This window comes from Entomobacter blattae (genome assembly GCF_014672835.1).
GTDB classification, from domain to species: Bacteria; Pseudomonadota; Alphaproteobacteria; order Acetobacterales; family Acetobacteraceae; genus Entomobacter; species Entomobacter blattae.
Genome location: NZ_CP060244.1, coordinates 1,937,245 through 1,963,642 on the forward strand (window position 1 = coordinate 1,937,245; position 26,398 = coordinate 1,963,642).

Annotated in this window: 23 protein-coding genes; 11 read left to right on the forward strand and 12 right to left on the reverse strand. The window is 44.2% G+C overall.

The annotated features are described in order from the left end of the window. Positions 1-18: 18 nt before the first annotated feature. From metG to JGUZn3_RS08665, 7 genes are all read right to left on the reverse strand, one after another. On the reverse strand, positions 19-1,551 hold the full coding sequence (metG, locus tag JGUZn3_RS08635) for a methionine--tRNA ligase (protein ID WP_203413143.1): 1,533 nt from the start codon (positions 1,549-1,551) through the stop codon (positions 19-21). Continuing rightward, positions 1,548-2,513, reverse strand: a complete 966-nt coding sequence (locus tag JGUZn3_RS08640; RefSeq protein WP_203413144.1) for an AAA family ATPase — start codon at positions 2,511-2,513, stop codon at positions 1,548-1,550. The genes metG and JGUZn3_RS08640 overlap by 4 nt, the downstream gene beginning before the upstream one ends. Positions 2,514-2,522: 9 nt before the next feature. Beyond that, on the reverse strand, positions 2,523-3,167 hold the full coding sequence (tmk, locus tag JGUZn3_RS08645; RefSeq protein ID WP_203413145.1) for a dTMP kinase: 645 nt from the start codon (positions 3,165-3,167) through the stop codon (positions 2,523-2,525). Continuing rightward, complete coding sequence (locus JGUZn3_RS08650; RefSeq protein WP_203414882.1) at positions 3,157-4,410, reverse strand: D-alanyl-D-alanine carboxypeptidase family protein; 1,254 nt, start codon at positions 4,408-4,410, stop codon at positions 3,157-3,159. Before JGUZn3_RS08650 ends, tmk begins: the two co-directional genes overlap by 11 nt. A 140-nt stretch (positions 4,411-4,550) precedes the next feature. After that, a complete protein-coding gene (locus JGUZn3_RS08655; RefSeq protein WP_238996791.1) occupies positions 4,551-5,636 on the reverse strand; it encodes a lytic murein transglycosylase in 1,086 nt (361 codons plus the stop codon). 133 nt (positions 5,637-5,769) lie between these two features. Next, positions 5,770-6,306: a lytic transglycosylase domain-containing protein gene (locus JGUZn3_RS08660; protein WP_203413146.1), complete on the reverse strand. Its 537-nt coding sequence runs from the start codon at positions 6,304-6,306 to the stop codon at positions 5,770-5,772. A gap of 100 nt (positions 6,307-6,406) precedes the next feature. Continuing rightward, positions 6,407-8,428: a 4Fe-4S binding protein gene (locus JGUZn3_RS08665; protein ID WP_203413147.1), complete on the reverse strand. Its 2,022-nt coding sequence runs from the start codon at positions 8,426-8,428 to the stop codon at positions 6,407-6,409. Between the two features lie 175 nt (positions 8,429-8,603). Between JGUZn3_RS08665 and JGUZn3_RS08670 the strand changes: the two genes are divergently transcribed. The 7 genes from JGUZn3_RS08670 to JGUZn3_RS08700 all read left to right on the forward strand — a co-directional run bounded on the left by JGUZn3_RS08670 (position 8,604) and on the right by JGUZn3_RS08700 (position 15,628). After that, positions 8,604-9,158 (forward strand): DUF3305 domain-containing protein, encoded by a 555-nt coding sequence (locus JGUZn3_RS08670; protein WP_203413148.1) that lies wholly within the window; start codon positions 8,604-8,606, stop codon positions 9,156-9,158. A 67-nt stretch (positions 9,159-9,225) separates the two neighbouring features. Next, the gene (locus JGUZn3_RS08675) at positions 9,226-9,861 is read left to right on the forward strand and encodes a DUF3306 domain-containing protein (RefSeq protein WP_203413149.1); all 636 of its coding nucleotides are present in this window, start codon (positions 9,226-9,228) and stop codon (positions 9,859-9,861) included. Positions 9,862-10,124: 263 nt separating this feature from the next. Next, positions 10,125-10,748 (forward strand): TorD/DmsD family molecular chaperone, encoded by a 624-nt coding sequence (locus tag JGUZn3_RS08680; RefSeq protein WP_203413150.1) that lies wholly within the window; start codon positions 10,125-10,127, stop codon positions 10,746-10,748. After that, positions 10,745-10,999, forward strand: coding sequence for a hypothetical protein (locus JGUZn3_RS08685; protein WP_203413151.1), 255 nt, complete (start codon positions 10,745-10,747; stop codon positions 10,997-10,999). The genes JGUZn3_RS08680 and JGUZn3_RS08685 overlap by 4 nt, the downstream gene beginning before the upstream one ends. 149 nt (positions 11,000-11,148) lie before the next feature. Next, positions 11,149-13,968, forward strand: coding sequence for a formate dehydrogenase subunit alpha (locus JGUZn3_RS08690; RefSeq protein WP_203413152.1), 2,820 nt, complete (start codon positions 11,149-11,151; stop codon positions 13,966-13,968). A gap of 2 nt (positions 13,969-13,970) precedes the next feature. Beyond that, complete coding sequence (gene fdh3B, locus JGUZn3_RS08695) at positions 13,971-14,588, forward strand: formate dehydrogenase FDH3 subunit beta (protein WP_238996792.1); 618 nt, start codon at positions 13,971-13,973, stop codon at positions 14,586-14,588. 41 nt (positions 14,589-14,629) lie between these two features. After that, positions 14,630-15,628 (forward strand): formate dehydrogenase subunit gamma, encoded by a 999-nt coding sequence (locus tag JGUZn3_RS08700; RefSeq protein ID WP_203413153.1) that lies wholly within the window; start codon positions 14,630-14,632, stop codon positions 15,626-15,628. Positions 15,629-15,650: 22 nt separating this feature from the next. Here the strand turns inward: JGUZn3_RS08700 and JGUZn3_RS12680 are convergent, their stop codons facing one another. Then, positions 15,651-15,776, reverse strand: coding sequence for a hypothetical protein (locus JGUZn3_RS12680; RefSeq protein WP_275402838.1), 126 nt, complete (start codon positions 15,774-15,776; stop codon positions 15,651-15,653). Between the two features lie 127 nt (positions 15,777-15,903). On the opposite strand from JGUZn3_RS12680, the gene JGUZn3_RS08705 reads away from it, so the two are divergent. Genes JGUZn3_RS08705 through mobA form a run of 3 tightly spaced genes read left to right on the forward strand, consistent with a single transcriptional unit; the run spans position 15,904 to position 18,620 of the window. Then, positions 15,904-17,169, forward strand: a complete 1,266-nt coding sequence (locus JGUZn3_RS08705) for a molybdopterin molybdotransferase MoeA (RefSeq protein ID WP_203413154.1) — start codon at positions 15,904-15,906, stop codon at positions 17,167-17,169. Continuing rightward, positions 17,162-17,983 carry a formate dehydrogenase accessory sulfurtransferase FdhD gene (gene fdhD / locus JGUZn3_RS08710; protein WP_203413155.1) on the forward strand — a complete coding sequence of 274 codons (822 nt, stop codon included), beginning with the start codon at positions 17,162-17,164 and terminating at the stop codon, positions 17,981-17,983. The genes JGUZn3_RS08705 and fdhD overlap by 8 nt, the downstream gene beginning before the upstream one ends. A 10-nt stretch (positions 17,984-17,993) precedes the next feature. Beyond that, entirely contained in the window at positions 17,994-18,620 is a 627-nt protein-coding gene (mobA, locus tag JGUZn3_RS08715) for a molybdenum cofactor guanylyltransferase MobA (RefSeq protein WP_203413156.1), read from the forward strand. Positions 18,621-18,659: 39 nt separating this feature from the next. On the opposite strand, the gene JGUZn3_RS08720 is transcribed toward mobA, so the two are convergent. After that, the gene (locus JGUZn3_RS08720) at positions 18,660-20,636 is read right to left on the reverse strand and encodes a molybdopterin biosynthesis protein (RefSeq protein WP_203413157.1); all 1,977 of its coding nucleotides are present in this window, start codon (positions 20,634-20,636) and stop codon (positions 18,660-18,662) included. Between the two features lie 18 nt (positions 20,637-20,654). After that, positions 20,655-21,812, reverse strand: coding sequence for a molybdopterin-binding domain-containing protein (locus JGUZn3_RS08725; RefSeq protein ID WP_203413158.1), 1,158 nt, complete (start codon positions 21,810-21,812; stop codon positions 20,655-20,657). A 125-nt stretch (positions 21,813-21,937) separates the two neighbouring features. Here JGUZn3_RS08725 and JGUZn3_RS08730 point away from each other — a divergent pair, with 125 nt between their 5' ends. After that, positions 21,938-22,702, forward strand: coding sequence for an MOSC domain-containing protein (locus JGUZn3_RS08730; protein WP_203413159.1), 765 nt, complete (start codon positions 21,938-21,940; stop codon positions 22,700-22,702). 32 nt (positions 22,703-22,734) lie between these two features. Here the strand turns inward: JGUZn3_RS08730 and gyrB are convergent, their stop codons facing one another. Continuing rightward, entirely contained in the window at positions 22,735-25,167 is a 2,433-nt protein-coding gene (gene gyrB / locus JGUZn3_RS08735) for a DNA topoisomerase (ATP-hydrolyzing) subunit B (RefSeq protein ID WP_203413160.1), read from the reverse strand. A gap of 60 nt (positions 25,168-25,227) precedes the next feature. Next, a complete protein-coding gene (recF, locus tag JGUZn3_RS08740) occupies positions 25,228-26,361 on the reverse strand; it encodes a DNA replication/repair protein RecF (RefSeq protein ID WP_203413161.1) in 1,134 nt (377 codons plus the stop codon). Positions 26,362-26,398: the final 37 nt, after the last annotated feature.

Here is a 26,398-nt window from a genome sequence, read left to right on the forward strand (position 1 = left end):
TTGATTGTCATCCTTCCATTATGCCGCGGGTTGGTACCGAGGAAACACCCCTTGAGGGGGAGGTAAAATGGTACCTTCTGGTAAAGGCGTTGCAAGAGACGCAAAAGAGTATTCCCCTTTTGGAATTCCAAGCTGGGTCAGCAATTTGCCCATTGTATCGGGCATAAAGGGTAAGAGAAGCGTTCCAATCACCCTTAATGTATCGGTTAATACCCGTAAAACGGTTTCCATCCGGGATAGATCTGTTTTTTTCAGGGCCCAGGGAGCTTGTGCGTCAATATAGGCATTACAGGCCCGAATAACCTGCCAGATTTTTTCCAATATTTCATGGAACTGTTGGGCATCTATGAATATACGCGCCTGCCCTAAAAGAGCGTGAGCCTGAGAAAGCAGCGCTTTATCCTCCACAGTGTGCTCATCCTGGCGGGGGAGCTTACCCTCACAATGACGAGCTATTAACGATAATGTACGCTGGGCAAGGTTACCAAGGTCATTAGCGAGTTCAACATTCATTCGGCGGATGAGAGATTCTCTGCTAAAGTTCCCATCCCCACCAAAAGGGATTTCCCGCATCAAGAAAAACCTTACGGCATCAAGGCCAAATTCATCGACCAGATCAGAGGGATTAATAACATTCCCCACAGATTTACTCATTTTTTCTCCCTCAACTGTCCACCATCCATGAGAGTAAATCCGAGCGGGAAGCTCAATACCGGCCGCCATTAAAAAGGCTGGCCAGTAAACAGCATGAAAGCGGGCAATTTCTTTACCAACCAAATGAAGGTTTGCAGGCCAGAATGCCCATAAGTCACTTTGAGATTCAGGGTAGCCCAATGCCGAAATATAATTGGCTAAAGCATCAAACCAAACATACATCACATGGTTTTCATCTCCCGGTACGGGAATACCCCATTGAAAACTTGTTCTGCTAATAGAGAGGTCTTTTAATCCGGATTTCACAAAATTAATAATTTCGTTCTTACGGCTTTCTGGGCCAATAAAATGCGGATTATTCTCGTAAAGAGATAAAAGCTTATCTTGCCATTGAGAGAGGCGGAAAAAATAGGAGGGCTCTTTAACCCATTCTACTTCCGCCCCTGTGGGCGCAATTTTCTTTCCATCAGGCTGGGTTGTCAGTTCATCTTCTGTATAAAAACATTCATCCCTCAAGGCATACCAGCCTTCATAAGCCCCGAGGTAAATATTGCCGCTTTCTGCGACCTTTTTCCAAAGAGCCTGAGCCCCCTGCTTATGGTTGGTATCGGTTGTACGAATGAAATGATCGTAGGAAATATTGAGTTTATCAGCTGTATCGCGAAAAGCTTGCGAAATCTTGTCCGCCAATGCCTGCGGGGCAATATGGTGGGAGGAGGCTGCTTGTTCAACTTTCTGACCGTGTTCATCTGTACCGGTAAGAAAAAAAACCTTCAACCCGTCCAGCCTTTTAAACCGAGCAATAACGTCCGCCGCTATAGATGTATAAGCATGCCCTATGTGGGGGCTGCCATTCACATAATAAATTGGAGTGGTGACCATATAGCGTGCGCTCATATTATTCTCATCAAATCAAATAGGTTTAAAAGTGCCTGGCGTTTATCCAGATTGAAACGTTCTACTGTATTAGCTGTTTCCATTATCTTTTGCCACAGAGAAAGGTTTTCTTGAATTTTTCTTCTTCCAAGGGGTGAGAGGGAAGCCAAGGGAGTCTTGCTGGCCATTTCCTGAGTTTTCTGATGAAGAACACGTGCCAAAAAGGAAAAATAAAGGAAAAATTTCTCTTCATCTTTCAAAAGAATATCCGTAAGCTTGCTCGCCTCTGGCCTGGTCATATGGCTTGATGCTAAATTTTGGGCCTGATGGTATAAAAATAGGCCATTTTCCTCCAGCAGTATAAGGGCCATACCAGGGGATCCTCCTGCTATTGCTAGGACAGCTTTCCTTTGCATAAGGGAAGTATCAGGCGCTTGCTGGGCGAGGATTTCAAGCATGTCTTCATCATTTAAGGACTGAAAAGATAATTCAATGCACCGACTTCTTAATGTCGATAAAAGCCGCCCACGGCCATGGCACACTAAAAAAATAATCGACTTTTCTGGAGGCTCTTCCAATATTTTGAGCAAGCTATTAGCTGCGTTACGGTTAAGGGTTTCGGCCTCATCAATAATCACAATTCGCCATCCCCCAAGGGCTGGGGTTTGATGCAGGAATCGATTAATTTTTCTGATATCCTCCACAACAATTTCTCTGCGCAGCCTATCTTTTTTTTCATCTTGGGTGCGGCCAATTTCTAACAGGTCAGGATGAGAACCCAGCTCGATGAGCTTACCTTGTCCTTTTGTGCCAGAATCTAGCAATTTATGGGCCATAGCATAGGCAAAGCTGGTTTTGCCTATGCCCCATGGGCCATCAAGCAGCCAACCATGAAAGAGTTTTCCCAATTCAAACGCATGTGTAAACTGGCTTACAGCCTTGTCGTGTCCCCACAATCGTTTGATTGTCCGTGGATAATGCATAAAACTATACTAGACAGAGTTCCCAGAATGGAGAAGATTAGAAACTTCTGAAAGAATTTCAGAGTGAATATTCTCTATACTTCCTGTAGCATCAATTGTACGAAAACGCTTGGGTTCCTGTAATGCCATAGATTGAAAAGCTTCTTCTACCCTTTGGTGATAGGATTCATCATAAGATTCGTAGCGATCCGTTAAATGCGCACGTCTCTTAATACGTGCTACAGCAACCGTACGGGGAACATGCAGGTAAAAGGTTAGGTTGGGCATCAATCTTACCTGCACTTTTAAAGCCTCTATAAAGGCAAGAATTTCCGGATCGCCTTGTGCTCTGCCATATCCTTGGTAAGCACTGGTTGAATCATAATATCGATCACATAATACAATCTTCCCTTCTTTCAGAGCGGGTTGTATCGTTTTGTCAATATGATCGCATCGGGCAGAAAAATGGGCCATAATTTCTGCCCTGAGTGATAAATCCTGTGGGCCAAATAAAAGAAAATTGCGCAAGGCTTCTGCCCCTGGTGCGCCGCCTGGTTCGCGGGTTTTAATAACCTTGTGCCCCATATTACTCAGGGATTTTTCAAGCAAGTTGACCTGGGTAGATTTTCCTGCGGCCTCTCCCCCCTCAAATGTAATAAAAAGACTATGCGCCACCTTTGCTACCCAGCCCTAAATTATACTGGATATTGGTGAAAGCTCTGCCTATGAGGCCTTTTTGTTCTACTTTCTTCCCCGCAACAAGGGGGATTTGTTGGGGACTAATACCGTTTCCCGAAATAACGAGACGGGCTGAGACAGCTTGCCCAGCGTTAATCGGTGCCATGATAGGGGATTCGTAGTCCAAAGAGACTTTCATATTCTTTTCCCACCCATGGGGCAGTGTGGCAATCACATCTTTTGGAGACACTAGAGGGAGAACAGATTCTGTTCCCATCCACACAGGGATCGTCTCAACCACTTGATCTTTTCGATAGAAGGTTACATTTGTAAAATTGCTAAACGCCCATTCCATTAAACGTTCACTTTCGTGGGCCCTGACATTGGAAGAAGGCATCCCATTTAATGAGGCAATGATCCTTCTCTCGTCTCGTTTACTACTGGCACATAATCCATACCCTCCCGCAGCTGTATGGCCAGTTTTTAGGCCATCAGCCAACCCCTTATCAACCAGAACGTTCCTGTTCCCTTGGGTAATACCATTAAAGCGAAATTCTTTTTCAGAAAAGAAATGATAATATTCTGGATAATCATGCACCAGATGCCAGGCTATTGTCGCCACATCTCGAGCCGACATATAATGCCCCTCTTCTGGCCAGCCGGTGCAATTGAGGAAATGAGAGTTGGTCATGTTCAGTTTTGCGGCAGAGGCATTCATGAGATTAGCAAATTGCTGTTCAGACCCAGCAATACCTTCAGCCAGAACAATACAAGCATCATTCCCAGATTGGATAACAACGCCCTGGATCAAATCCTGCACCGCGATAGACTGCCCCAGGGGCACAAACATTTTCGACCCCTGCATACGCCAGGCCGTTTCGCTAACAGGAAGTTTTTGGTCTAGGGAAAGCCTGCCAGATTTTAACATGCCAAACACAATATAGATGGTCATCATTTTGGTCAGGGATGAGGGTGGCATGCGCTCATCAGCAGCCTTTTCCAACAATACGGCTCCAGTAGTATAATCTAGAATGCAGGCCCACCGTGCTTGGATATCAAGTGGGCCAAGAGGCGTAGAGGCCGGAACGCCTGTATCACTCACAAGGCTGGAGGCCGAAGGCTTTTTACCCTTGGCTTTGGAGATTGCCTTTTTTTTTGCAAGAGCTGAGGATTCTGCAAGAAAAGCTGAAGCTGTAAGGGTGGTCAGTCCTGTAAGGAGAGTTCTACGCGTTTGCACGATTCCGCCTGTTTCCCTAAAATATTAAAATTAAAAAATATTTTCTCTTCAGCGCTATAAGCCGCCAGAGTTTTTAATTTTTAGATATCCTATTGATTTTACCTGAATTTATCCAGACTGTTTTGAGGCTGTGGTGGTATTTTTTATGACACCGTGGCAGAATCGCCCATAAGCCCAACCCCCAATGCATAAAAGTCTGAGGGGTTATAACGGCGGATCACATTAAAATTATGGTAAACCATAAAGGCCTCTCCCCCTACCCCATCTGGCATGAGAACAGCGCCTGTACCGTTGGCCATTCGAAAAGCCTCACCAGAGACGGGTCTAACACCGATATTGGCCCATTCTTCGACTGATCGGGTCAGTTTTCTACCCGTATTGGCTGAAGAAAACCCTGAAGGGACTGTTATAGGCTCTCCCCATGGTTCTCCACTATTCCAGCCACATTGGACAAGATAATTGGCTACTGAGGCCAGGCTATCTGCCCGACTCGTCCAGATGTTACGCTTTCCATCACCGTCAAAATCTACGGCATAACGCAAATAGGCACTGGGCATGAATTGTGGCTGACCCATTGCCCCGGCATAGCTGCCAAACATCCCCTGGGGCACTGTATCCCCGTTGGAGAGGATTTTTAAGGCTTTCATTAGTTCTGAATGAAAGAATGCGGTTCTTCTTCCCGCATAAGAAAGGGTTGCTAAGGCGTCTATCACATGGAAAGTGCCCATTTTTGTACCAAAAGCCGATTCTACCCCCCAAATGCCTAAAATGACTCCTGGATCAGCGGGGTAGTGATCTGTAACCTGGCTCACAAGGTCCTGATTTGCCGAATAGGCCTGGCGGGCTTTTTTAAGCTTGGACTCTGGTAAGACACGGCTACGATATTGGGCCCATGTCATGGTAAATTCCGGTTGATGGCGGTCCAATTGTAAAACCTTATCATTCGGGGCGGTAAAGTTCAGAGCCTGATCGATAATAGCAGCATTATACCCTTTAGAGAGGGCTTCAGAACGAACCGAGTTCAAAAATTGGGCGTAATCCCCATTATAGTGATGCCCATTTGAAGAATGATGGGATTTATGCGCTTTAGTGGCGGTATGGCCCTTATTGGAGTGGGTCAAGGTTTTGGCATAAGCTTGCGAGAAGCCATATTTTCCTGAAACTTCTGAAACAGAGAGGCCAACACCTGCCCCGATCCCCATCATCGCCAGATTTCTACGTGTTATCATAACCCTATCATTTCCCAATCATGAACCATCAACTATTAGCAATTATCTATCCGCAATTATTAGAATTTTTTGGAATTCTCGCCTACTTTATCTTATAAATAGTCCTTAACCCATCTTAAGGGATCTTATAAAATTATTCTGAAGCCGTGGCAGCCGCCATTCGAATGCCTTTATGCCCATGAATAACAACCCGATGGGCCCCCGAAGGCAAACGGTGGATACCAATAATCGGCTGGCGAGCCTGTGCATAGTAGCGGGCAACATATCCATTGGCAAATCCGCTATCAAAATCCCCTGTATTATAGGCTGAAAGGGCAGCCAAAAGAGCGTTGAGCCCTTTTCCCATCGCACGGCTAGCCCGCAAGTAATCTGCTGTAAGAATAGTAGCCCCTGCTTTAATATTGGTGCAGGCATCAAAGGCTTCTGGTAAGGTTATTCCCACAGCAGAAAGATTTCGAGAGTTAATCTGCATAAGGCCTAAATCAACTGTATAGCCGCTATGAATATAACGTGTTGCCAGATTTATGGCTTCTTGCGCAGAAGATGGTGGAGGTGGCTGGGGGCCTTTAAGGTTGTTGACATGTACAGCATACACATTGCCTCCCGATTCAACCCGAATAACCTGTAAAGTGGTTTGGTAGGCTACATAGGGGGCACATTTCTGTGCCAAATAGAGAAGTTCCATCATATCACTGTAACAGTTTTTCTTTTTGATAAGGCGGTATTGTTAAACAACCCTCTTTTCTAGTCAAGGCTGTAAGGTTCAAACCTTAAAGGCTTCCCTTTTTCTCAGGGTTTAATGAATGATTGTGGCCAAAATGGTCTTTAATCCTGCATTCTGCACACATACGGATCCGGTTTATCATATCCGTATTCTGAAAGGCACTATGCTGGCCAGAAAGCTTGGCTATAACTTTTTCTATGGAAGAACGCGTCCCAAAAGGCTTGCCACAGCTTATACACTCTGCGGGCTCCTCTTCTTTGAGGACGGCAAGGTTTTTTCTATACTGGTGAGGGGTATAGCCTGCTTGCAGAGAGATGACCCGTTCTGGGCAGACAGCTTGGCATAACCCACACTGAATACAGGCCTCCTCGTTAAAAAGGAGTGCAGGATGTTCAGGGGAATCTTGAAGGGCAGATGCCGGGCAAGCAGAAACGCAAGAAAGGCACAGGGTACACTCTTCCTCAACCGTAATTTTTCCAAATGGTGCCTCTGGAGGTAAAGGGATCCAGTGTGGTGAGTGGGGAGCGTGTTCAAGTAAGCCTTCAAGGCTTGCCCTTAAAATCTCTCGCGGAGTGCCTATAGGAAAAAAATCCTGTTGAGGTGCTGGAATATCTTGTGGAAGGGTATAGAGTTTTTCTTCTAAATCAAACGGATCATCATAAAAACACAGTTCGACCCTTTCTTCTGGATATCCCATGGTAAGGAGAAAGACCCTGGCCAAATCTGTTACTCTTTTTAGTTCTTCTTGATCCATAAGGGTGGCTTTCCCTGTTAAAAATAAAACCTGCCTTGCGCCATATACGAGGGGAGCGAGAAGAACTTCAGCCGAAGGAACGTGAGAAAAAAGAACGGGGATAACATGGGCAGGCAACCCTTTGCCAGCACGGGCCATAGCTTCAATAATAGCTGAACCATGACTCTGGCTTATAAATAAAATCACGGGAGGGGTTTTTCCACCATTTTTTAAATAGGTTTGAATGAGAACCCGTAATTTTTGAATAATTCCTTCAACGGGTTCAGCCCATTGTATAGCTCCAGAGGGGCATACTGCACTGCAACTTCCACACCCAGCACAGAGTTCTGCATCAAGCGTAACAGCATCTCCCTCTGGAGCGATAGCAGACATCTGGCAGCGCTCAAGGCAGCGTGTGCATCCTTGCTTATGGGAACGGCTATGGGCACATAAGGAAGGAGTAAAAGAGATATAACGTGGTTTTTCAAACTCACCTACCAGGCTTGCGGCCTCAAACAGGCCTTTCTGGATGGCGGCTGGTTCATCAGGGGAGAGATAAAAATACCCATCATGCTTTCTGGGATTTTGAAAAAGAGGTGGTTCTCCGCGTAGGTCAAAAACCATGTCATAATGGAGAATGGCTTTTTCCTGCGGGGGCGTAAATTGTAAAACATGGCGAGAAAAAGGTTGGGCTTGGGAATAGGAACGAATATCTAGAGAAAATTTACCCAATACACCAGCAAGATGAAAAATCTTTCCCTTATGGAGAGGAAAATCAACGGTAGAGAAAATTTCATATTCCTCCCCTTCTCCCCACTTTTCTTCCCACAAGAGAATTTCTGGGCTCAACAAAGATTGAGCTTGTTTAGCCAGAGCGATGAGCTGGTGGAAGTCTTTGCCGATAAAGAGGGTTCTTCCAGATGATGAGAAAGGAATTACCTCCTGGAGGTAAGAAGGCCTAGTTGTATAACTATGCCAAAAACTTTCTGCCTCTAACAGGGCAGTGATTTTGGGGAGAGCCTGTTCACTTTCGACAGACCAGCCTGCATATTCCCGGATATTGGCAAAAATTATGGGAGAAGCGCTATTTTGTGCTTCTATGTCGGTGCTGATCTTTTCCGCATAAGACAAAAACAACGTATTGAATTGTGTGCACCCAATGAGCAATGGATTGACCGGCTGTCTCTTAAGCTTTTCTTGAATGACAGATAATTGGTTTTTGCAAAGCTCTTGGCAGTGGGTTATGCTCTTTCCTGGGAGAGAAAGAGGGTGTAAATCAGTAGATATTGTATTGTGGCAATGGCAGATAAGAACATCTTTAAGAGCAGTTTCCACGCCTGTTTACCCTTTACTGAGCGGCTGATGGCTTTTTGAATAAAGAAGAAATAACAAAATTCAACCGTTTTATTCTGATATTTTTGTTCTATATTGTATAAACAGGCTTAAAAAGCAAAATGATTTCTCTCCTTTCATAAACCAATATCATTGGTCATGACCCCTGATGAACCCGTTGATAACATCACCTCCGCAGGATCACCTTTCTCCAGATGAGGGGAAAAAACATTTTTCCATAACGGATCCTGTTAACCCCTCCACGCCTATAGCACAGCTTCTCATTGGTGTTGTTGTGCGAAAGAGATCCATTCATCATAATGTCTGGGCTACATATAGCTGGGAAGTGGTTTCAGTCATCGAGGGGGCCCCTGAACTTCCCCCATGGTCTGTTATTGAAAATGAGCAGGATGCTGAAATATATTATGCGGGTCATACCCCTTTAAGGCTTTACCCTTATGAAACAGACACACTCAAAGACAACCTTGAAAGCTCCAATCCCTCTGTTTACGTGTTTTTAAGAGAAGATCAGGAGGGAGAATTTCCAGCACTTATAGGTGCTACGGTTTGCACGGGTGAAGCTCAGGCCCATGCCGGTATAGAAGGAGACCGTGTGGAGGCTGTTGCGATGTCTCCTTTAATTTCTGCATGGGTTCATCGTTTTGTCAGCCGTTACCACGTTGAACAGCCCGTCTATAAACGTCAACGCACTCAAAACCGCCATAACAGATGAAGCCCTCCTTCCAGGAGTTTGGAATCTGGAGGCTTCTTCTGCGAGAAGAGAAGGATAAGGAAATAAAATGGACTCTTTTCTTAAACGTTGGGCAAGACTAAAACAGCAAAAAAATCAAACCCCTTCTGAACCCACGTCTAACACTTCTCTTCCTTCTCAAAGTTTATCCCCTCCTCCCTTACAGCCTTCAGCACTTGAGGAGAGAGATCATCCTCAGATTGTTCCCATTCCCTCCTCACCAGAGGGTCTGTTCACTATTGACAGCAGCCAGAAGAGGGAGGATCCCTTTTACAGCGATAAAATCAATGCACTTAAGGCAGATAGGGATTTTTCTGTTTTCTTGCAGGAAGGAATTCCCGACAATATCCAAAAAGAAGCTTTGTCCCTTGCGTGGAGAACAGAAGACAGCATAGCGAATTTTGAAACCCTGGCTGAATATGATTGGAACTTTAATACCCCTGATTATGCCAAGCTCCAACCCACCGATGATATCAAGAGCCTTCTAGCTGATATCTTATCTCCTCCCGCGCCTGCTCCTTCCTCTGAAGAAGGTTTGGACACTCCTGGTGAAGGGATAGCCATTCCATCTTCTGAAAACACTTCATCGATTTCTCCCTTACCTTTTTCAGAATTAGAAGGAGAACGAGAAGAAAAGCCAGACATTCCATCTGATAAAAATCTTAACAATCAGTCAGTTCCGTAAGCTATTCCCGCCAAGTTCATCTTTGTTGCAAAAGATTTCAATATTATTACGAGGAAATCTGTTTAACCCCTGTTATAGGTAAAGGATTATCAAAATACTCTTTACCAGTTCCTCCCTCTCATTGGGCTATCGAGTTCTTCATTTTATACTCCTGAATACTCCAAAAAAGAAACGCTTAACGAAAAGCAGAATAAAAAAGACAAATTGTTATTTCTTAACTTTGACAGTTTTTTTGAAATTCGAACACTAGAGAGTTTTTCACCATGCCAAAAAGCATCCTCATTCAACCTATTCAAAATAGCCCTCTTCCATCTGAGACGCTCGATGAAATTGATCAGCATCGTGGTGAATTCTACCAGTTTCTGGCAAGTCTATTTTTTAAACCCCCGACGCAAACCCAATTGGATTTTCTGGCCTCTTTGAATATTACAGATGACAGTCTCTTTGGCACTGCCCTGAAAAAAATATCTGATCAGGCCCGCCTAGTTTCTGCTCCGCTTGTTAAACAGGAATTCGATGCACTTTTTACAGGTCTGACCCGAGGGGAGGTAATGCCTTATGGCTCATATTATCTGACAGGGTTTTTGTATGAAAAGCCGGTTGCTGACATTCGCACTGATATGGCCAAACTTGGGCTTAAGCGCGCTGAAACCTGCCAGGAGCCTGAGGACCATTTTGCTGTGCTTTGTGCCATCATGGCCCATCTTGTCTCTGCTTCTCTTGATCAGCAAAAGATTTTCTTTGAAGCACATATCCAGCCATGGGTCAATCAATTTTTAGATGATCTGGAAACTGCCCCTTCTGCACAATTTTATAAAAATATTGCAGAGTTAACAAAAATATTTATAGTTTTGGAAATAAAATCTTTTGATTTGGTAACCGCATGAGTGAATTTAAAACCAAAAAATACCCTTCTCCACAGCTCTCTCCTACACCACAGTCCTCTTCTGCAAAGGTGTTTAATCGAAGGGATTTTTTATCGGCTTCTGGCCTTGTCGCGAGCATAACCTCTGCAGGGGTTCTTTTGCCTGCGCTTGATACACCAGCCCATGCTTTCCATACAACACAAAAGCAAACTGCAGCGCGTTATCATAAATCTGCTCACATTGAGCGTTTCTACCAGCTTAACCGTCGATAGGATGCAATAAAGTGCTTTCAAGGCGTAAATCTTCGAGAATAAGGCAGACCTCATCCTATAAGGGTTCTTTTTCGAAGTACGAAAAAGAGGGACTTCCGCACTTAGAATCTTTCCCAGAAAAACATCAAGCAAAACATCCTGAAAACCATGTGCGGAGGCGGGAATTTCTACAATCCTCAGGGCTGCTAACAGCAGGGATTGGCAGTGGTTTTTTCTCTACACAAGCCTATTCTAGCCCTATCAAGTCTGGCCCTATCAAACCTGCTACCTCTTTTTTAGAAGAAGGCGTGGTTGAGAAAAAAACAGTCTGCACCCATTGTTCCGTAGGGTGTAGTGTGATTGCCCAAGTTAAAAATGGCATATGGGTCGGCCAGGAACCCGCATTTGAGAGCCCCATCAATATGGGTTCCCATTGTGCAAAAGGCGCTTCTGTCAGAGAGCTCACCCATGGGGAACGCCGCTTAAAATATCCCATGAAGCTGGAAAATGGGCAATGGAAAAGAATAAGCTGGGAAACTGCCATTGAGGAAGTTGGAAATAAGCTTTTAGAAATACGCAATACTCAAGGGCCAGATTCTGTTTATTGGTTGGGTTCAGCAAAATTTACGAATGAAAGCGCATTTCTTTTTCGTAAGTTTGCTGCCATGTGGGGAACCAATACGATAGACCATCAGGCTCGTATTTGTCATTCAACCACCGTGGCGGGTGTGAGTAATACATTTGGCTTTGGGGCCATGACGAATAGCTTTAATGATATTTATTTCTCTAAGGCCATAATGATTATGGGGGGAAACCCAGCAGAGGCGCATCCTGTTTCCCTTCAGCATATTCTGGAAGCAAAAGAAAGAAATCACGCTCGCCTGATTGTCATTGACCCCCGTTTTACCAGAACGGCTGCCCATTCCACCGACTTTATCCGTATTCGTCCAGGCACAGATATTCCTGTGATCTGGGGTATTATATGGCATATTTTTAAAAATGGATGGGAAGATCGTAAATATTTGCAAGAACGTACCTTTGGCATAGAAGAACTCCGGAAGGAAGTGGCAAAATGGTCCCCTGAAGAAGTCGAAAGAGTAACGGGTGTGCCTGGCCATCAATTAGAAAATGTTGCGCGCATTATGTCGCAAAATCGGCCTTCAACCCTTATTTGGTGCATGGGAGCAACCCAGAAAACTGTAGGAACGGCAAATGTACGGGCCTATAGTATTTTGCAGCTTGTTTTGGGTAATATTGGGGTTTCTGGCGGGGGAGCTAATGTTTTTCGTGGGCACGACAATGTGCAAGGGGCCACGGATATGGGGTTGGATGTTACCACACTGCCAGCCTATATGGGCCTCAGCGAAGGTGCATGGCGACATTTCTGCCGTGTTTGGGGCGTGGATTACGAATGGATGGTCTCTCGTTTTGCTTCTAAACAAATGATGGAGACAAAGGGTATTCCTTCTACTCGTTGGTTTGATGCTGTTCTGGTTGATAAAAGCCAAATTGACCAACCCAATCCCGTAAAAGCCATGGTCGCTTGGGGCCACGCAGCCAATTCCATTAATCGTATGCCTATCATGCGCAAAGCCATGGATAAAATTGACCTTATGCTGGTGGTAGATCCCAACCCGGGAAGCTTTGCCATTGAGGGAAACCGTAAAGAAGGCACTTACCTATTACCGGCAGCAACTGCCTTTGAAGGCTATGGCAGTGTTACTGCTTCTAACCGGTCTCTTCAATGGCGTGAGCAAGTGGTTCCCCCTATTTTTGAGGCCAAGGATGATCTGGAAATCATGTATCTTTTTGCCAAAAAATTCGGCTTTGCTGAAGAGTTGTGCAAAAATATTCAGGTTACCAACAATATGCCCCTGCCTGAAGATATCCTGCGGGAAATTAATATGAGTTGCTGGTCAATTGGTTATACAGGCCAGTCTCCCGAGCGTTTGAAATCCCACATGAAGCACCAGGCGGATTTTGACCCGGTCACATTACGTGCAACAAAGGGCCCAAATAAGGGAGATTATTACGGTTTGCCCTGGCCCTGTTGGGGAAATGCTGAAGTTCAACATCCCGGCACGCCTTACCTCTATAACCCTGATATACCTGTTATGGAGGGGGGGTGTGGTTTCCGGGCCCGTTGGGGGGTAGAGCGGCATGGTCAGACTCTTCTTGCTGAAAATTCTCCTGTGGGTTCAGAAATTAAAGGGGGGTATCCAGAATTTACCTATGCCGTTCTGAAAAAATTGGGATGGGATAAAGATTTAACACCCCAGGAATTGGCAATTATTACAGCCATTGGCGGCCAAAAAATAGACACTGTCAGTTGGCAGACTGACATGAGCGGGGGCATCCAGCGTGTAGCCCTTAAACATGGATGTGCGCCTTTTGGAAATGGAAAGGCAAGGATCCTCGCCTGGAACCTGCCAGACCCTATTCCTGTTCATCGTGAGCCAATCTTTACTCCCCGCAGAGACCTGATAGACCAATACCCAGCCATTTCAGACCGAAGGGACTTCCGCCTGCCCTATCTAAGCCGAAGCATCCAAGAAGTTGATCATGCTAAAAATTACCCTATGATTCTGACTACAGGGAGAATTGTTGAATATGAAGGCGGCGGTGATGAAACACGTTCCAATGCTTGGCTTGCGGAAATTGTTCAGGAGGCGTACGCAGAAATTAGCCGGGAAGATGCCAAAGAACTTGGTATCAAAGAAGGCACTATGATCTGGATTCATGGTGCTGCAGGCGATATCAAGGTGCATGTTCGTGCCCATGTCAGTAATAGAACCGCTAAAGGAGTTGTGTTCATGCCCTTCCACTTTGGAGGAATAACCCAAGGGGTTTCCCAAAGAGAGCGCTACCCTCATGGGGCAGATCCCTATGTGTTAGGTGAAGCAGCTGATCAGCTCACCACTTATGGTTTTGATCCTGTAACGCATATGCAGGAAACAAAAGTTACCCTCTGTCGAGTAGAGGCAGCATAATTATGGTCGATACAACCCCCTCTTCTCCTCGTATGAAATTTATTTGTGATGCTGAGCGTTGTATTGATTGCAACGCCTGTGTTACGGCTTGCAAAAACGAACATGAAATTCCTTGGGGTATTAATCGCAGGCGTGTTGTTACCATTCATGATGGCGAACCCGGAGAGCTTTCCGTTTCCATGGCTTGCATGCATTGCGAGGATCCGCCATGTGCTGCTGTTTGCCCTGTGGACTGTTTTATGCAAACAGAAGATGGCATTGTGCTTCACAACAAGGATTTATGTATTGGCTGTGGGTATTGTTTTTACGCCTGCCCTTTTGGAGCCCCACAATACCCCCAGACGACAAATTTTGGCAGTCGCGGAAAAATGGATAAATGCACCTTTTGTGCTGGTGGCCCCGATGGTTCTACGACCGAGGAAGATTTTAAAAAATACGGCAGGGATAGGCTCTCCGAAGGAAAACTCCCGCTTTGTGCTGAAATGTGTTCAACACGGTCCCTCATGGCGGGTGATGGGAAAACAATAGGCGAAATTTACCGTGAACGTGTCTTACGCAGGGGGTATGGCTCAGAAGCCTTTGGCTGGTCTACGGCCTATAAAAATACTCCCACACCATAGAATTACTGGTCAATATTCATTTTTTATAGGCTAGAACCCTTATGAGTAATCCCCCTGTCAAACAAAGATCTTTCAAGGCCCTTTTGGCGTTTTTACTGTTTTGCCTGGTTTTTCCTTCTGCTGTGGGAGTAGCCCAGACAATACCCCAAAATTTACCCAATACTCCTGCTCATGTTCTAGAGCAGAAACTTGATACCACGGTTCTTCCGCCCACGACACGGGGTTTTGTGCATATTCCTGACCAAAAGGCGGCTGTTCTCGTTCAGCCTCCAGGAAAAATCTTTCGGTTTTTTCATAAATATATTCAATTCTGGGTGGATATTTTAGCTATTCTTGGCACGCTTATTGCTATTGCTGGGCTTTATTGGCTGGCTGGGCCCATGGATTATACACCAGATGCCAGGAACCGCCGTCTATTACGATTTAAGTTTATTGAACGTCTGGGGCATTGGATTACCGCTATCAGTTTTGTACTTTTAGCGGTTACGGGCCTTAACATGGTATTAGGGCGGTGGCTCTTAATGCCGTTGATGGGAGATAACTCTTTTTCAGCTTTTTCTGCATGGGGAAAAACCATTCATAATTTTGTGGGCTTTCCTTTTATTTTGGGTCTAGCAATTATCCTTATTGCTTTTTTCAGGTATAATATCCCTCGTAAAATTGATCTTCAATGGATGAAACAAATGGGGGGTATGTTTAACAAAAAACACGTCCCTGCAGATAAATTCAATGCTGGTCAAAAGATGATCTATTGGATTGCCGCTTTCTTTGGAAGTGCCCTTGTCTTAAGTGGTTTGTGCCTGCTTATTCCCTTTGCCCTATTTGGCATATTAGGTATGCAAATCACTCTTGTTTTTCATTCCTGTGTGGCCATTTTTATGATTGTTGTTATTCTTGGCCATGCCTATTTGGGAGTATGGGGGGTCAAGGGCTCCTTCCCTGCCATGACGAATGGCACAGTAGATTTAAACTGGGCTCTTACCCACCATGAAATCTGGGCTAAAAAAGAAGAAAGTGCCCATCCTCAAAACCTTTCATAACACTAAAAATCCCTTTGTCAGATTAGGGATTACTCGCAGAGGTGCTAAAAGCTACTTTTGCTGGTATGGTAAAGTCAGACTGTAATATGATCCTGGCAAGGCTAGCTCCAGCAAAAACAATTAAAGCTGCAAGAATAATACACTTCATATGTCCTCTCTTTTTTTAGTAAATTATAGTCTTTTAGTCAGTTATAGTCATTCAATAATTTTTTATAATCCAATTCGGGTAAATGATATATTTGCCCTTTTTAAATCTTTCAATACACAGGTTTCCTATGGTTCAGCTCTCAGACGACTGCTGCAATGCTTCTTCTTCCTTACTCCGTGTAGAACAAGCCAGAGAAATTATTCAACGTAATTTTAGCATAGCAGTTCTTAAAAAAACTCTCTCTTTAGAGGATACTGAAAACCTTGTCCTTGCGGAAGATATTATCGCCCCCTTTTCTCTTCCGCCGCACGATAACTCTGCTGTAGATGGCTTTGGTATTTCTTATGCTGACTTGGCCAAAATGTCTCCGCCTTATCAATTTGCTCTTCAGGGAACAGCAAAAGCAGGCCATGTTTTTCCGGATCCCCTTTTGCCGTTTCATGCCATAAAAATTTTTACAGGGGCGGTTCTTCCATCGAATGTTGATACCATCTATATGCTCGAAGATTGTGAAATAAATGGTGATAAGGTTACAGTCCCTGCAGGTTTAAAAAAAGGCTCTAATACCAGACAGGCCGGTGAAGATATAACAAAGGGGCAAGTCATTCTTCATCAAGGTATACGCCTTCGTCCTTCTCATATAGGGGTTGCGGCCTCTTTGGGATTAACAGCGCTTACATGTTATATGCCTTTAAGAGTAACAATTTTTTCTTCAGGAGACGAAATTACACGCTCTTCTCAAATGTCGTATAAAAAGGAAGCAGGCCGTATTTTTGATAGTAATACGCCCATGCTCAAATCTCTTTTACATCGCTTGGGGGTCGATGTGACCGATGGGGGCGTTCTCCCAGATCACCCCCAAACCATTCGGTATAAACTCCAAGAGGCAAGCCAGAGGGCAGACCTTATCATCAGTAGTGGAGGGGTTTCTGTTGGAGAGGAAGACCACATGAAAGCGGTTATTACAGAAATTGGAAAAATAGATTTCTGGCGGTTAGCCATTAAGCCCGGCAAACCATTAGCTATGGGGTATATTGGCCAAATTCCATATGTGGGTTTGCCTGGTAACCCTGTTGCATCCTTTGTAACATTTGCTGTTATTGCGCGCTTTTTAGTAGCCCAACTGGGGGGAGAAAGGCCTTTTAACCTCCCAGTGTATAATGCGATTGCTGATTTTTCTTATCAGAAAAAAATTGGCCGGAGAGAATATTTGCGGATTACGCTTACTCGTTCTGAGGGGATCCTCAAAGCTCATAAATTCCCTCGTGAAGGAGCAGGTATTCTTACGTCTCTGACCAATAGCCATGCTTTAGCAGAACTTCCAGAAAGATTAACCTCTCTCTCCCCCGGAGATCCCATTAGCTTTATTCCTCTGGAGGCTATTTATGGATGAATTCGCGCTTATACCCAACCCTAACGATGAAAAACTTCTCCAAACGCTTTCAGGCTTAGATGAGTCAGGCCAGCCCGTTATTATTAAGGTTCCTGTAGAACGTCCTTTAACCTTGTTTCTCAATGGTCAGGAAATTGTTACCATGATGACGATTGGGGACTATCCAGAATATCTAGCCACAGGCTATCTCCTCAATCAAAATATGCTGACTCTCAAGGATAAGATTACCGCTATAGACGTTGATGAAGACCTTGGCGTTGTTGTGGTTAGGACAGATCAAAAAACCAATTTTGAAGAAAAACTCAAGAAGAAAACCATAACATCAGGCTGTGCCCAGGGTACAGTCTTTGGCGATATGATGGAGCGTTTTGAATCAATTCATCTCAATAAAGAGGCCATTCTTTTAACATCCTGGCTGAAAGACCTTTTTCTAAAAATCACTCATCAACCAAGCCTTTATCTTGAGGCAGGAGCAATTCACGGATGTGTTTTATGCCATGAGGTGAGCCCACTCATTTACATGGAAGATGTAGGGCGCCACAATGCAATTGATAAACTGGCCGGCTATATTTACCATCAAAACCTAACAACAGAAGATAAAATCCTCTATACCACTGGCCGTCTCACCTCTGAAATGGTGATAAAAACCGTTCAGATGCAAATTCCTATTCTTATTAGCCGTTCTGGCTTTACAGCCTGGGGGGTAGAGCTGGCCCGAAAAGCTGGGCTAACTCTCATTGGTAGGGCAAAAGGAAGCCGCTTTATAGCTTTATCTGGGCAAGAAAGAATAAAGTTTTCACCTTCAAAATTTTAAAAGTTTATACATGACCTCTCAAGATCCTATCACTGCTGTTATTCTTGCTGGTGGGCTTTCCTCTCGTATGGGGGGAGGCAATAAAGGTTTAAAGCTATTGAACGGCCAACCCTTGCTAACCTATATTATTAAAGCCATTACTCCACAGGTAAGCCATAGTGTTATTAATGCCAATGGCCCGCCAGAAGCGCTTCATTCTTTTCATCTTCCCATTCAAGTTGATACCTTACCTGGTTTTCAGGGCCCTTTGGCAGGAATATTAGCAGGAATGGAGTGGGCATTACAGCATGTACCCTCGTGCCAATATATTGTAACAATACCAGCTGATTCGCCTTTTATTCCTTCAAATCTGGTAGAAAAACTGAAAGAAGCCCAGCAAAAACACCACACCATCCTTGCTCTGGCCAGATCAAACGGGCAGTGCCACCCCGTTGTTGGTCTTTGGCCCCTTACCTTACACCATGCCCTTCATGAGGCATTAACGAGGGAGAAAATTCATAAAATACTTCGCTTTACAGAAAAATATTCCTTAGCATATGCTGATTTTTCAGTGGAAGATATTGACCCTTTCATGAATATTAACACCCCTCAAGACCTCCAAAAAGCAGAAGAACTTATGACCCGACAGGGGCTCTAATAAGGCTCTAATCATATAGAGACTCTAATAATAAGGGGGTTATTCTATTATGCTAAACCCCATGGCCTTCAGGTGGCTTCGTATTGTTGGCGTATGCAGCAATTGAAGAAATTTTTGAACAGCTGGGCGATGAAGACGGCTTTTGGGAATAAGAAAGTCATACTCCTCTGGCCGTAAGGCGATAAACCCCAACCCATAGGATTTCGCTACGGTTTCTATTGTTACACCCCAATCAGCTCGTTTTTGCTGCACAGCCGCCGCAACAGCATTGTGTGAACGGGTCGTATGCAAGTAACCCTCAGGTTTAAAATTATTTAAGAACGCATCAATCACCACTCGGGTACCGCTGCCTGCATTGCGGTTGATCATCAACAATGAATGGGTTTTGATGACTTCTAAAAACTCACTGGGGGTTTTGGCATCCTTTAAAAAGGTGGCATCCTTTCTAAAGACAATACCCTGTAAACGCCCATATCCCTTTATTAGAGTTAAATCGGGTGTGACACAGTGCGTATTATATTGGCCTGTTTTGGGATCTATCAAATGGATACCCGCAATATCACATTCTTCCTTCTGGGCAGCTTGTACTCCACCCATACTGCCAATAGAAAAAGTTTTAACAAGCATGCCGCTTAAACTTTCTTGACTAACAAGATAATCCAACCCCGTACAATGGCTACCGATAATAACAAGGTCAGGCATATGAAGATGTTGCCCGATAATCTGCACCTGAACTTCAGTTCCTGCTGTAAGCTGCTCGGTTAAGGCTGGAATGGAAAAAAAACCATCAGCTTGGCTAAAGCTAGTCACCGAGCCAGATCCTTTTGCAATCGGGTAAGCGATATAGTCTTCTAAAGAATTCCGAATAAGAGAGACCATGACATATTCTGTTCTGCCCCGATCAGAATTTTGAGTTATAGCGAGCTTAGCAGAAATCTCATTTTTACTATCCTCTGGCCGAAAGCTCATGCGCCGTAGAAGAGGGGCAATAAATTCGTGAAAAGTAAAAATAGCCGAGGTTGGAAAACCAGGCAGTATAGCCACAAGCTTATGACCACTGACAGCAACACATAAAGGTTTACCGGGTTTTAAGGCAACCCCATGAAAAATAATGCCGGGATCTTTTAAAAGGGCTACACAATGATAGGCAATATCCCCTGCCCCCTTGGAGGTTCCACCTGAAAGAAGCACAATATCAGCCTTATCCAGAGCCTGATTCAACTTTTCCTTTATGGCCTCTCTTGTATCTACAGCAATACCTAGATAGAGAACTTCTGCACCGGCTTCCTCAGCAGCGGAACCCAAAATGGCGGCATTACTATCGTAAATCTGACCTGGAGGCAAAGGGTTTCCTGGGGCTACAAGTTCATCTCCTGTTGAAAAAACAGCCACAACGGGCTTCTCCCATACAGGCACCTTGCTCAACCCAATTGCTGCCAACATGCCAATTTCTCTTGAGGTCAGTAGCTGGCCTTGACGAAGGATGAGTTCTCCATTGCTCATATCTGACCCAGAAGAGGAAATAAATTGCCCAACATTGGCAGACTGATAGACTAGTAATTGGGGATCCCCCGCAGGGTCTTCCCGAAGGTCAGTTTGTTCTACCATGACAACAGCATTGGCCCCTCGGGGTATCATTCCTCCTGTAGCAATGGCGGTGGCTGTTCCTTTTGTAACCTCATATTCCGGCGTTTTGCCGGGAGTGATAATTTCTGGCAGCAAGGATAAACAGAGGGGGTTTTGTGGGTGGGCAGAAAAAATATCCTCCACACGTAGGGCAAAACCGTCAACTCGGGAACGGTCAAAACCTGGGACATCTATCGAAGAGTAAATATCCTCTGCCAGCACCCTTTCCCGTACCTGATGTAAAGGTTTATAAGAAACCTTGGGGGATAAGGCCACAAAGGCTTCCTGGATACGGCTTTTTGCCTCCTCAAGCGAAACAACATTTAAGAACTGTTCTTGCCTTAACGTTTTAATTTGTTCAGCAGAAAGTTTTTTAGAATGTCCTGTCATGACTACTCTGCCCAGCCCTTAAGAATATAATGGAATAAAATCAACATCAGTTCCTGCGGCGTAGCCCTCGCAAAAATCGGGAATCGGGATAAAACCATCTGCCTGAAGAAAGCCTATTTCTTGCCCATAGAGAGGATAAACCCTCTCAGCTTCCAATCGTGCAGGCACATAACTGGCCACTCCTACAGGAGAAACAAGCCGTGAAGCTAATGTCTTTTTACATGCTAACCATGCTAGAGGCGCATGTTTGGTTTGCAGGGAAAGAAGAGGATCAATACAGGCCACAAAGACCTGCAAACTCGACAAAGGAGTAGAAGGGACAATATGGCAGAATAACTCACCATTCTGGCGCGGATTCTGCCATTTAAACAAACCGTAAGTTTCACATCCTTCTATGGCTACACCATAGAGAAGGTTTTCTCCGCCTTGAGCATACACAGAAGGTGCAGAACAATCATCCTTTCCCCAGCCACTCCCGCCGACAATAATAATATTTTGTCCCGCCATTACGGCTTCTGAAATACATTTTTCTAGATTATCTTCAGTAATCTGTACACATTCTATCTGATTTATATATTTTTTTAAAAAATTACGATATGTTTTTTTTATCCATGACGCATGAAGTTTATTTTTATGAATTATAATCAGGCGAAGTAAAGGCTGTTTATAAACGGAAATGAAAGATATTGAGAAGGAATGGAGTGCATCTATATGTCTTTGTTGTATTTTTGTATATTTTCTGAGAAGAACGTGCTGTGGATAAAAAACTTCCCCAGGGGGAATAATACCATAACCCGGCTGAAATGGATGGGTAACTCTATAACTGGAAGGGTTTTCTTCCATCAGATCTGCATAGGGGATAATAATATCTCCTTCTTCAGTAATTTTTTCTCCAGCGATGATATCTCTTACCTGGTGTCTTCTATCCAAAACTACAGGAAAATAGTCAGAGGCACCTTCTGTTAGCTCAGATTGTGTTAATATGCCGTTAAACAAGGCATAACGCTCCTTAGGCCAGAAAGACTCCATAAGAATATCTTCAGCCAGGTAATAACCGAGGGCTTCTTTTAAAGAAATATCTTCAATTTCCTGTTTATAAGCCTGATTATTCACAATTTTTAAAAAATCATCTTGTGAAATGAGGGAGCGAACCCCAAAAAAAGAAAAATTATCCATATCAACAGGCGCTTCATCACCATAATTTTGATTTCTCTATCACTCTATACCATTTATATAATGACAGAACATTTTTTATTACGGCTTCTTACGATGTCGCCTTATCTTGAAGATTATTCATTATTATGACCAAACTTCTCTCCCTCCTGGTTGGAAATCTTGCACCTCTCTCAACCGATAAACACCATGTGGTGTCAGGAATAGATAAAACACCACAAAAAGACCCCCAGTGGTTGGGAAGAGAGGGTTTTACGAACGATCATCAGGGCGATAAGGTTCACCATGGGGGGCCTGAAAAGGCTGTTCATCATTATCCATTTGAGCATTACGCCTTATGGCGCCAGCTTTTTGGCCCTTGTCACAGATTAGCTAGGCCAAGTGCCTTTGGTGAGAATTTTTCTACCATAGGTATAACAGAACAAACAGTAGCAGTTGGCGATGTGTTTGAAATCGGTGAGGCCATAATTGAAGTAAGCCAGCCAAGACAGCCCTGCTGGAAGCTGAATGTAAAATTCGATATTCCTGCTCTAGCACTCAAACTCCAAACCACGGGTATGACAGGTTGGTATTACCGAGTTATACAAGCAGGTTTTGTTAAACCAGAAGATAATTTTAAATGTCTTGAACGTAAGACTCCTTTCTGGAGTATTGAAAAAATCAACACGGTTGTTTTACGTTGCCGCACCACCAATGCTGAACTTCTCACAGAACTTGCTGAACTCCCTTCCCTTTCTGCCAACTGGAAAGCTCTCATCCAAAAGAGATTGGCCCTAAAACATATAGAGGATTGGACAGATCGCCTTAATGGTAAAAACCCCCTCCATAAAACCGAGCAGCTTACAGGGATAAAAGAGAAAACCCAAAGTCACCCTAGGCCCAAGAAACTCTAGGCCAAAGGCTTCCTCTATATGCCAATTCAAGATTAAATATCTAGGTTAGAAACCTTTAGGGCATTATTAACAATAAAATCTCTTCTTGGTTCAACGACATCCCCCATTAAGGTAGAAAACACATCTGAGGCATTTTCAACATCACTAACTGTGACTTGCAATAAAGTACGCGTAACCGGGTCTAGGGTTGTTTGCCATAACTGGTCATCATTCATCTCTCCAAGGCCTTTAAAGCGGTTGATACTCACCCCTTTACGCCCTATAGCTAAAAGCTTTTCCAATAAACTCGCCGGCCCTGCAATAGAATGCTCTTCTGCTTCCATCACCAATTGTGCAGGTTGAGCAAAATGGTGAATATATTCTTCATATTCACCCGTCAATTTCTCAACTTCGCTTCCTCTGAGGCGATCTTTGGAAAGATAATAGGATTCCCTTACCCCCCGAACGGTTCTGACAAGTTCTACTTCTTTCTCACCAATGCGAACCTGCCATCCTTTTTCTGCTGTTAGGGAATTAGCATCCAAACGTTTTTGTAACTCTTCAAGAGTCTTTTCCGATAGATCAGAACATAAGCCTGAGAGAAAAACCTGCTCCATAATCCACATAGGAATTTTGGGTGCTAAGCGGTTCAGAAGAGAAGTAAGATGATGCAGTCCCTTTGCCCTTTGCATAAAGTCATCTCCTTCCAAAAAGCGCCCATCAGCGTATACAAACTTGGCCTTTTGCAAGGTTCTTTCTAGAAGATAATTTTCCAAAGCAGCATCATTTTTCAAATAATGCTCCTCATTTCCCCTTTTGGCTCTGTAAAGCGGAGGCTGAGCAATGTAGAGAAACCCTTTTTCAACCAGCTCTGGCATTTGGCGAAAGAAAAAGGTTAAAAGAAGGGTACGAATATGTGAACCATCCACGTCAGCATCTGTCATAATAACAATACGATGATAACGCAGCTTCTCTAAGGAGAATCCACCCTGGTCAACCTCACCACGACCTATCCCTGTACCGAGAGCCGTAATGAGTGTTCCAATCTCTGCAGAACTCAGCATACGGTCAAAACGGGCACGCTCCACATTTAAAATTTTCCCTTTAAGGGGAAGGATGGCTTGGAAGCGCCTATCCCTACCCTGTTTGGCAGTGCCACCAGCCGAATCTCCCTCAACAATAAAAAGTTCGGCTTTCTTGGGGTCTCTTTCCTGGCAGTCTGCCAGTTTCCCAGGGAGTGAGGAAATATCCAAAACCCCTTTACGGCGGGTAAGCTCGCGAGCCTTACGGGCGGCTTCACGGGCTGCTGCTGCATCCAGAACCTTAGAGACGATCAGCTTGGCCTCTTTAGGGTGGGTTTCTAACCAGTATGAAAGGGCATCGGTGACAGCAGAATGCACGATAGGCTGTACTTCTGAAGAAACAAGCTTATCTTTTGTTTGAGAGGAGAATTTTGGGTCTGGCACTTTTACCGAAAGAACCGCTGTTATTCCTTCCCGCATGTCTTCGCCCACAAGGTTTTGGGCGTCTTTTTTGCCGATGCTCTCGGTATATTTTCCCAATACTCGTGTAAGGGCTTGCCTAAACCCTGCCAGATGCGTTCCCCCATCGCGCTGAGGAATGTTATTGGTAAAACATAACATGGTCTCGTGGTAGCTATCATTCCAGGAGATCGCAAATTCAACCTTGATATCACTATCGCTTTTCTCAATTTTTTCCATAATAGGGGGCTGAAAAAGAGGAGTCTTACTTTTATCGAGCCAACTGACAAAAGCAGCAAGCCCTCCCTCATAAAAAAATCGTTCAGTTTTAGGCTCATCACTTCGATAATCATTGAGGATGATTTCCATCCCTGAATTGAGAAAGGCAAGTTCTCTTATCCTTTTTTCCAGAATGGAAATATCAAAATCAGTATTGGTAAAGGTTTCTTTGCTGGGTTTAAAGGTTACTTCTGTGCCGGTAGGCTCGCTACTCTCTCCCTTACAGATCAGGGGCTCTTGTGTTTCTCCATGTTTAAAATGGACAAAATATTCCATTCCGTTCCGCCACACGGTCACGGCCATTTTCTCAGAAAGGGCATTTACCACCGCGGCCCCTACCCCATGCAACCCACCTGAAACCTTATAGGAGTTCTGGTTAAATTTTCCGCCAGCATGCAAGCGGGTCAACACAACCTCAGCTGCACTTATTCCTTCTTCTTCATGCATATCAATGGGGATACCCCGCCCATTATCACGAACTGTGACACTCCCATCGGCATTCAGGCTAACCACACACCGGTCTGCAAAACCGGCCTGCATTTCATCTACAGCATTGTCTATAATTTCAAATACCATATGATGCAGGCCAGACCCATCATCTGTATCCCCAATATACATGCCCGGCCGCTTGCGTACAGCATCTAGACCTTTCAATACAGAGATTGACGTGGCATCATATTCAGAATTGTCGGATGGGTCTGTAGGTGAGGCCAGATTTTCTGACATAGATATTGAGTACTCCAAAAAATAACCTTGCTGCAATATAACGTAAAAAGCTTTTTTCACCTAGCCATTAGTCAGCTTTCTTTCACTTTCTCGTAAAAAACCATCCTCTATATTAAAAAAACTCGCGTGCCCCTTTAAAGGGAAGAAAGGCTCTTTATCATTTCCTGTTAAAAAGACAGAAGAGGGATAAGACCCTATAACTGAGAGGATTTTTTCCCTAAACTGACTATCGAGGTGAACAAGGGGTTCATCAAGCAATAAAATGGGTGCTTTACCTTCTATTTTATGGATTAATTGTGCATGGAGCATAACCAGACCCAGAAGAAGGGTTTTTTGTTGCCCTGTGCTGGAAATCGATGCTAATCGGCCTGTTATTCTATCTGAAAGGCTAAAATCAGCCTTATGGGCGCCATAAGAAGTGCTCCCCATCTGCAAATCTTCCCCTCTTTTATTTTTTAAGGCCTCTTTAAGCCAATTTTCTACTTCCACAGCCGGAAAATAATCTAATTTCTCAGCTATGGGGCATAGCAAATCCAGATGAATTTCGGGGAATCCACTTTCTGTAGAAAATTGGCTTCTGTTCAACATGTGGCAAAATTGCCGCCGAGAAGCTGCAATAGCTACAGCATGGCGCGCTATGGAGTATTCCAGGGCGGTGAGCCAATCTTCATCTTTCCGATTTTGTAAAAAAAAAGTATTTCTTTGTTTGACAGAATGGTTGTGCGCAATAATTTCCTGCCCATGAAAGGGGTTGTAGGATAATATTAATCGATCAAAAAACTGCCTTCTCCCAGAAGCCCCCTCACTAAAAAGCTGGTCCATTTTTGGAGTAATCCATACTGCCGTAACATGTTGGGCCAGAAGCTGCCTGTTTTTTACAGGTTCTCCATTCAGCTGAAAAAGCCGCCCCCTGCCCAGATTGGCAATATGGTTTCCGGTAGAAACCGTAAAACTGTCGGAATCAACCTGGATTTTGGCATAAACCCCCCACCGACTGGCCCCTTTACGCAAGAGCATCTCTGGTGCTGCTTGTCTAAGACCTTTTCCTGGAGCCAGAAGTGAAATCGCCTCTAGAAAATTGGTTTTTCCACTTCCGTTGGCACCCGTTAGAATAATAATATGTTCAGAGGATGCCCATTTTAGACTGGTATAGTTTCTAAAATCACTAATAGTGAGCTGAAGCACTTTTTGCATAAAATGGCCATACTGCCCCTTACGGCCTTACACTATT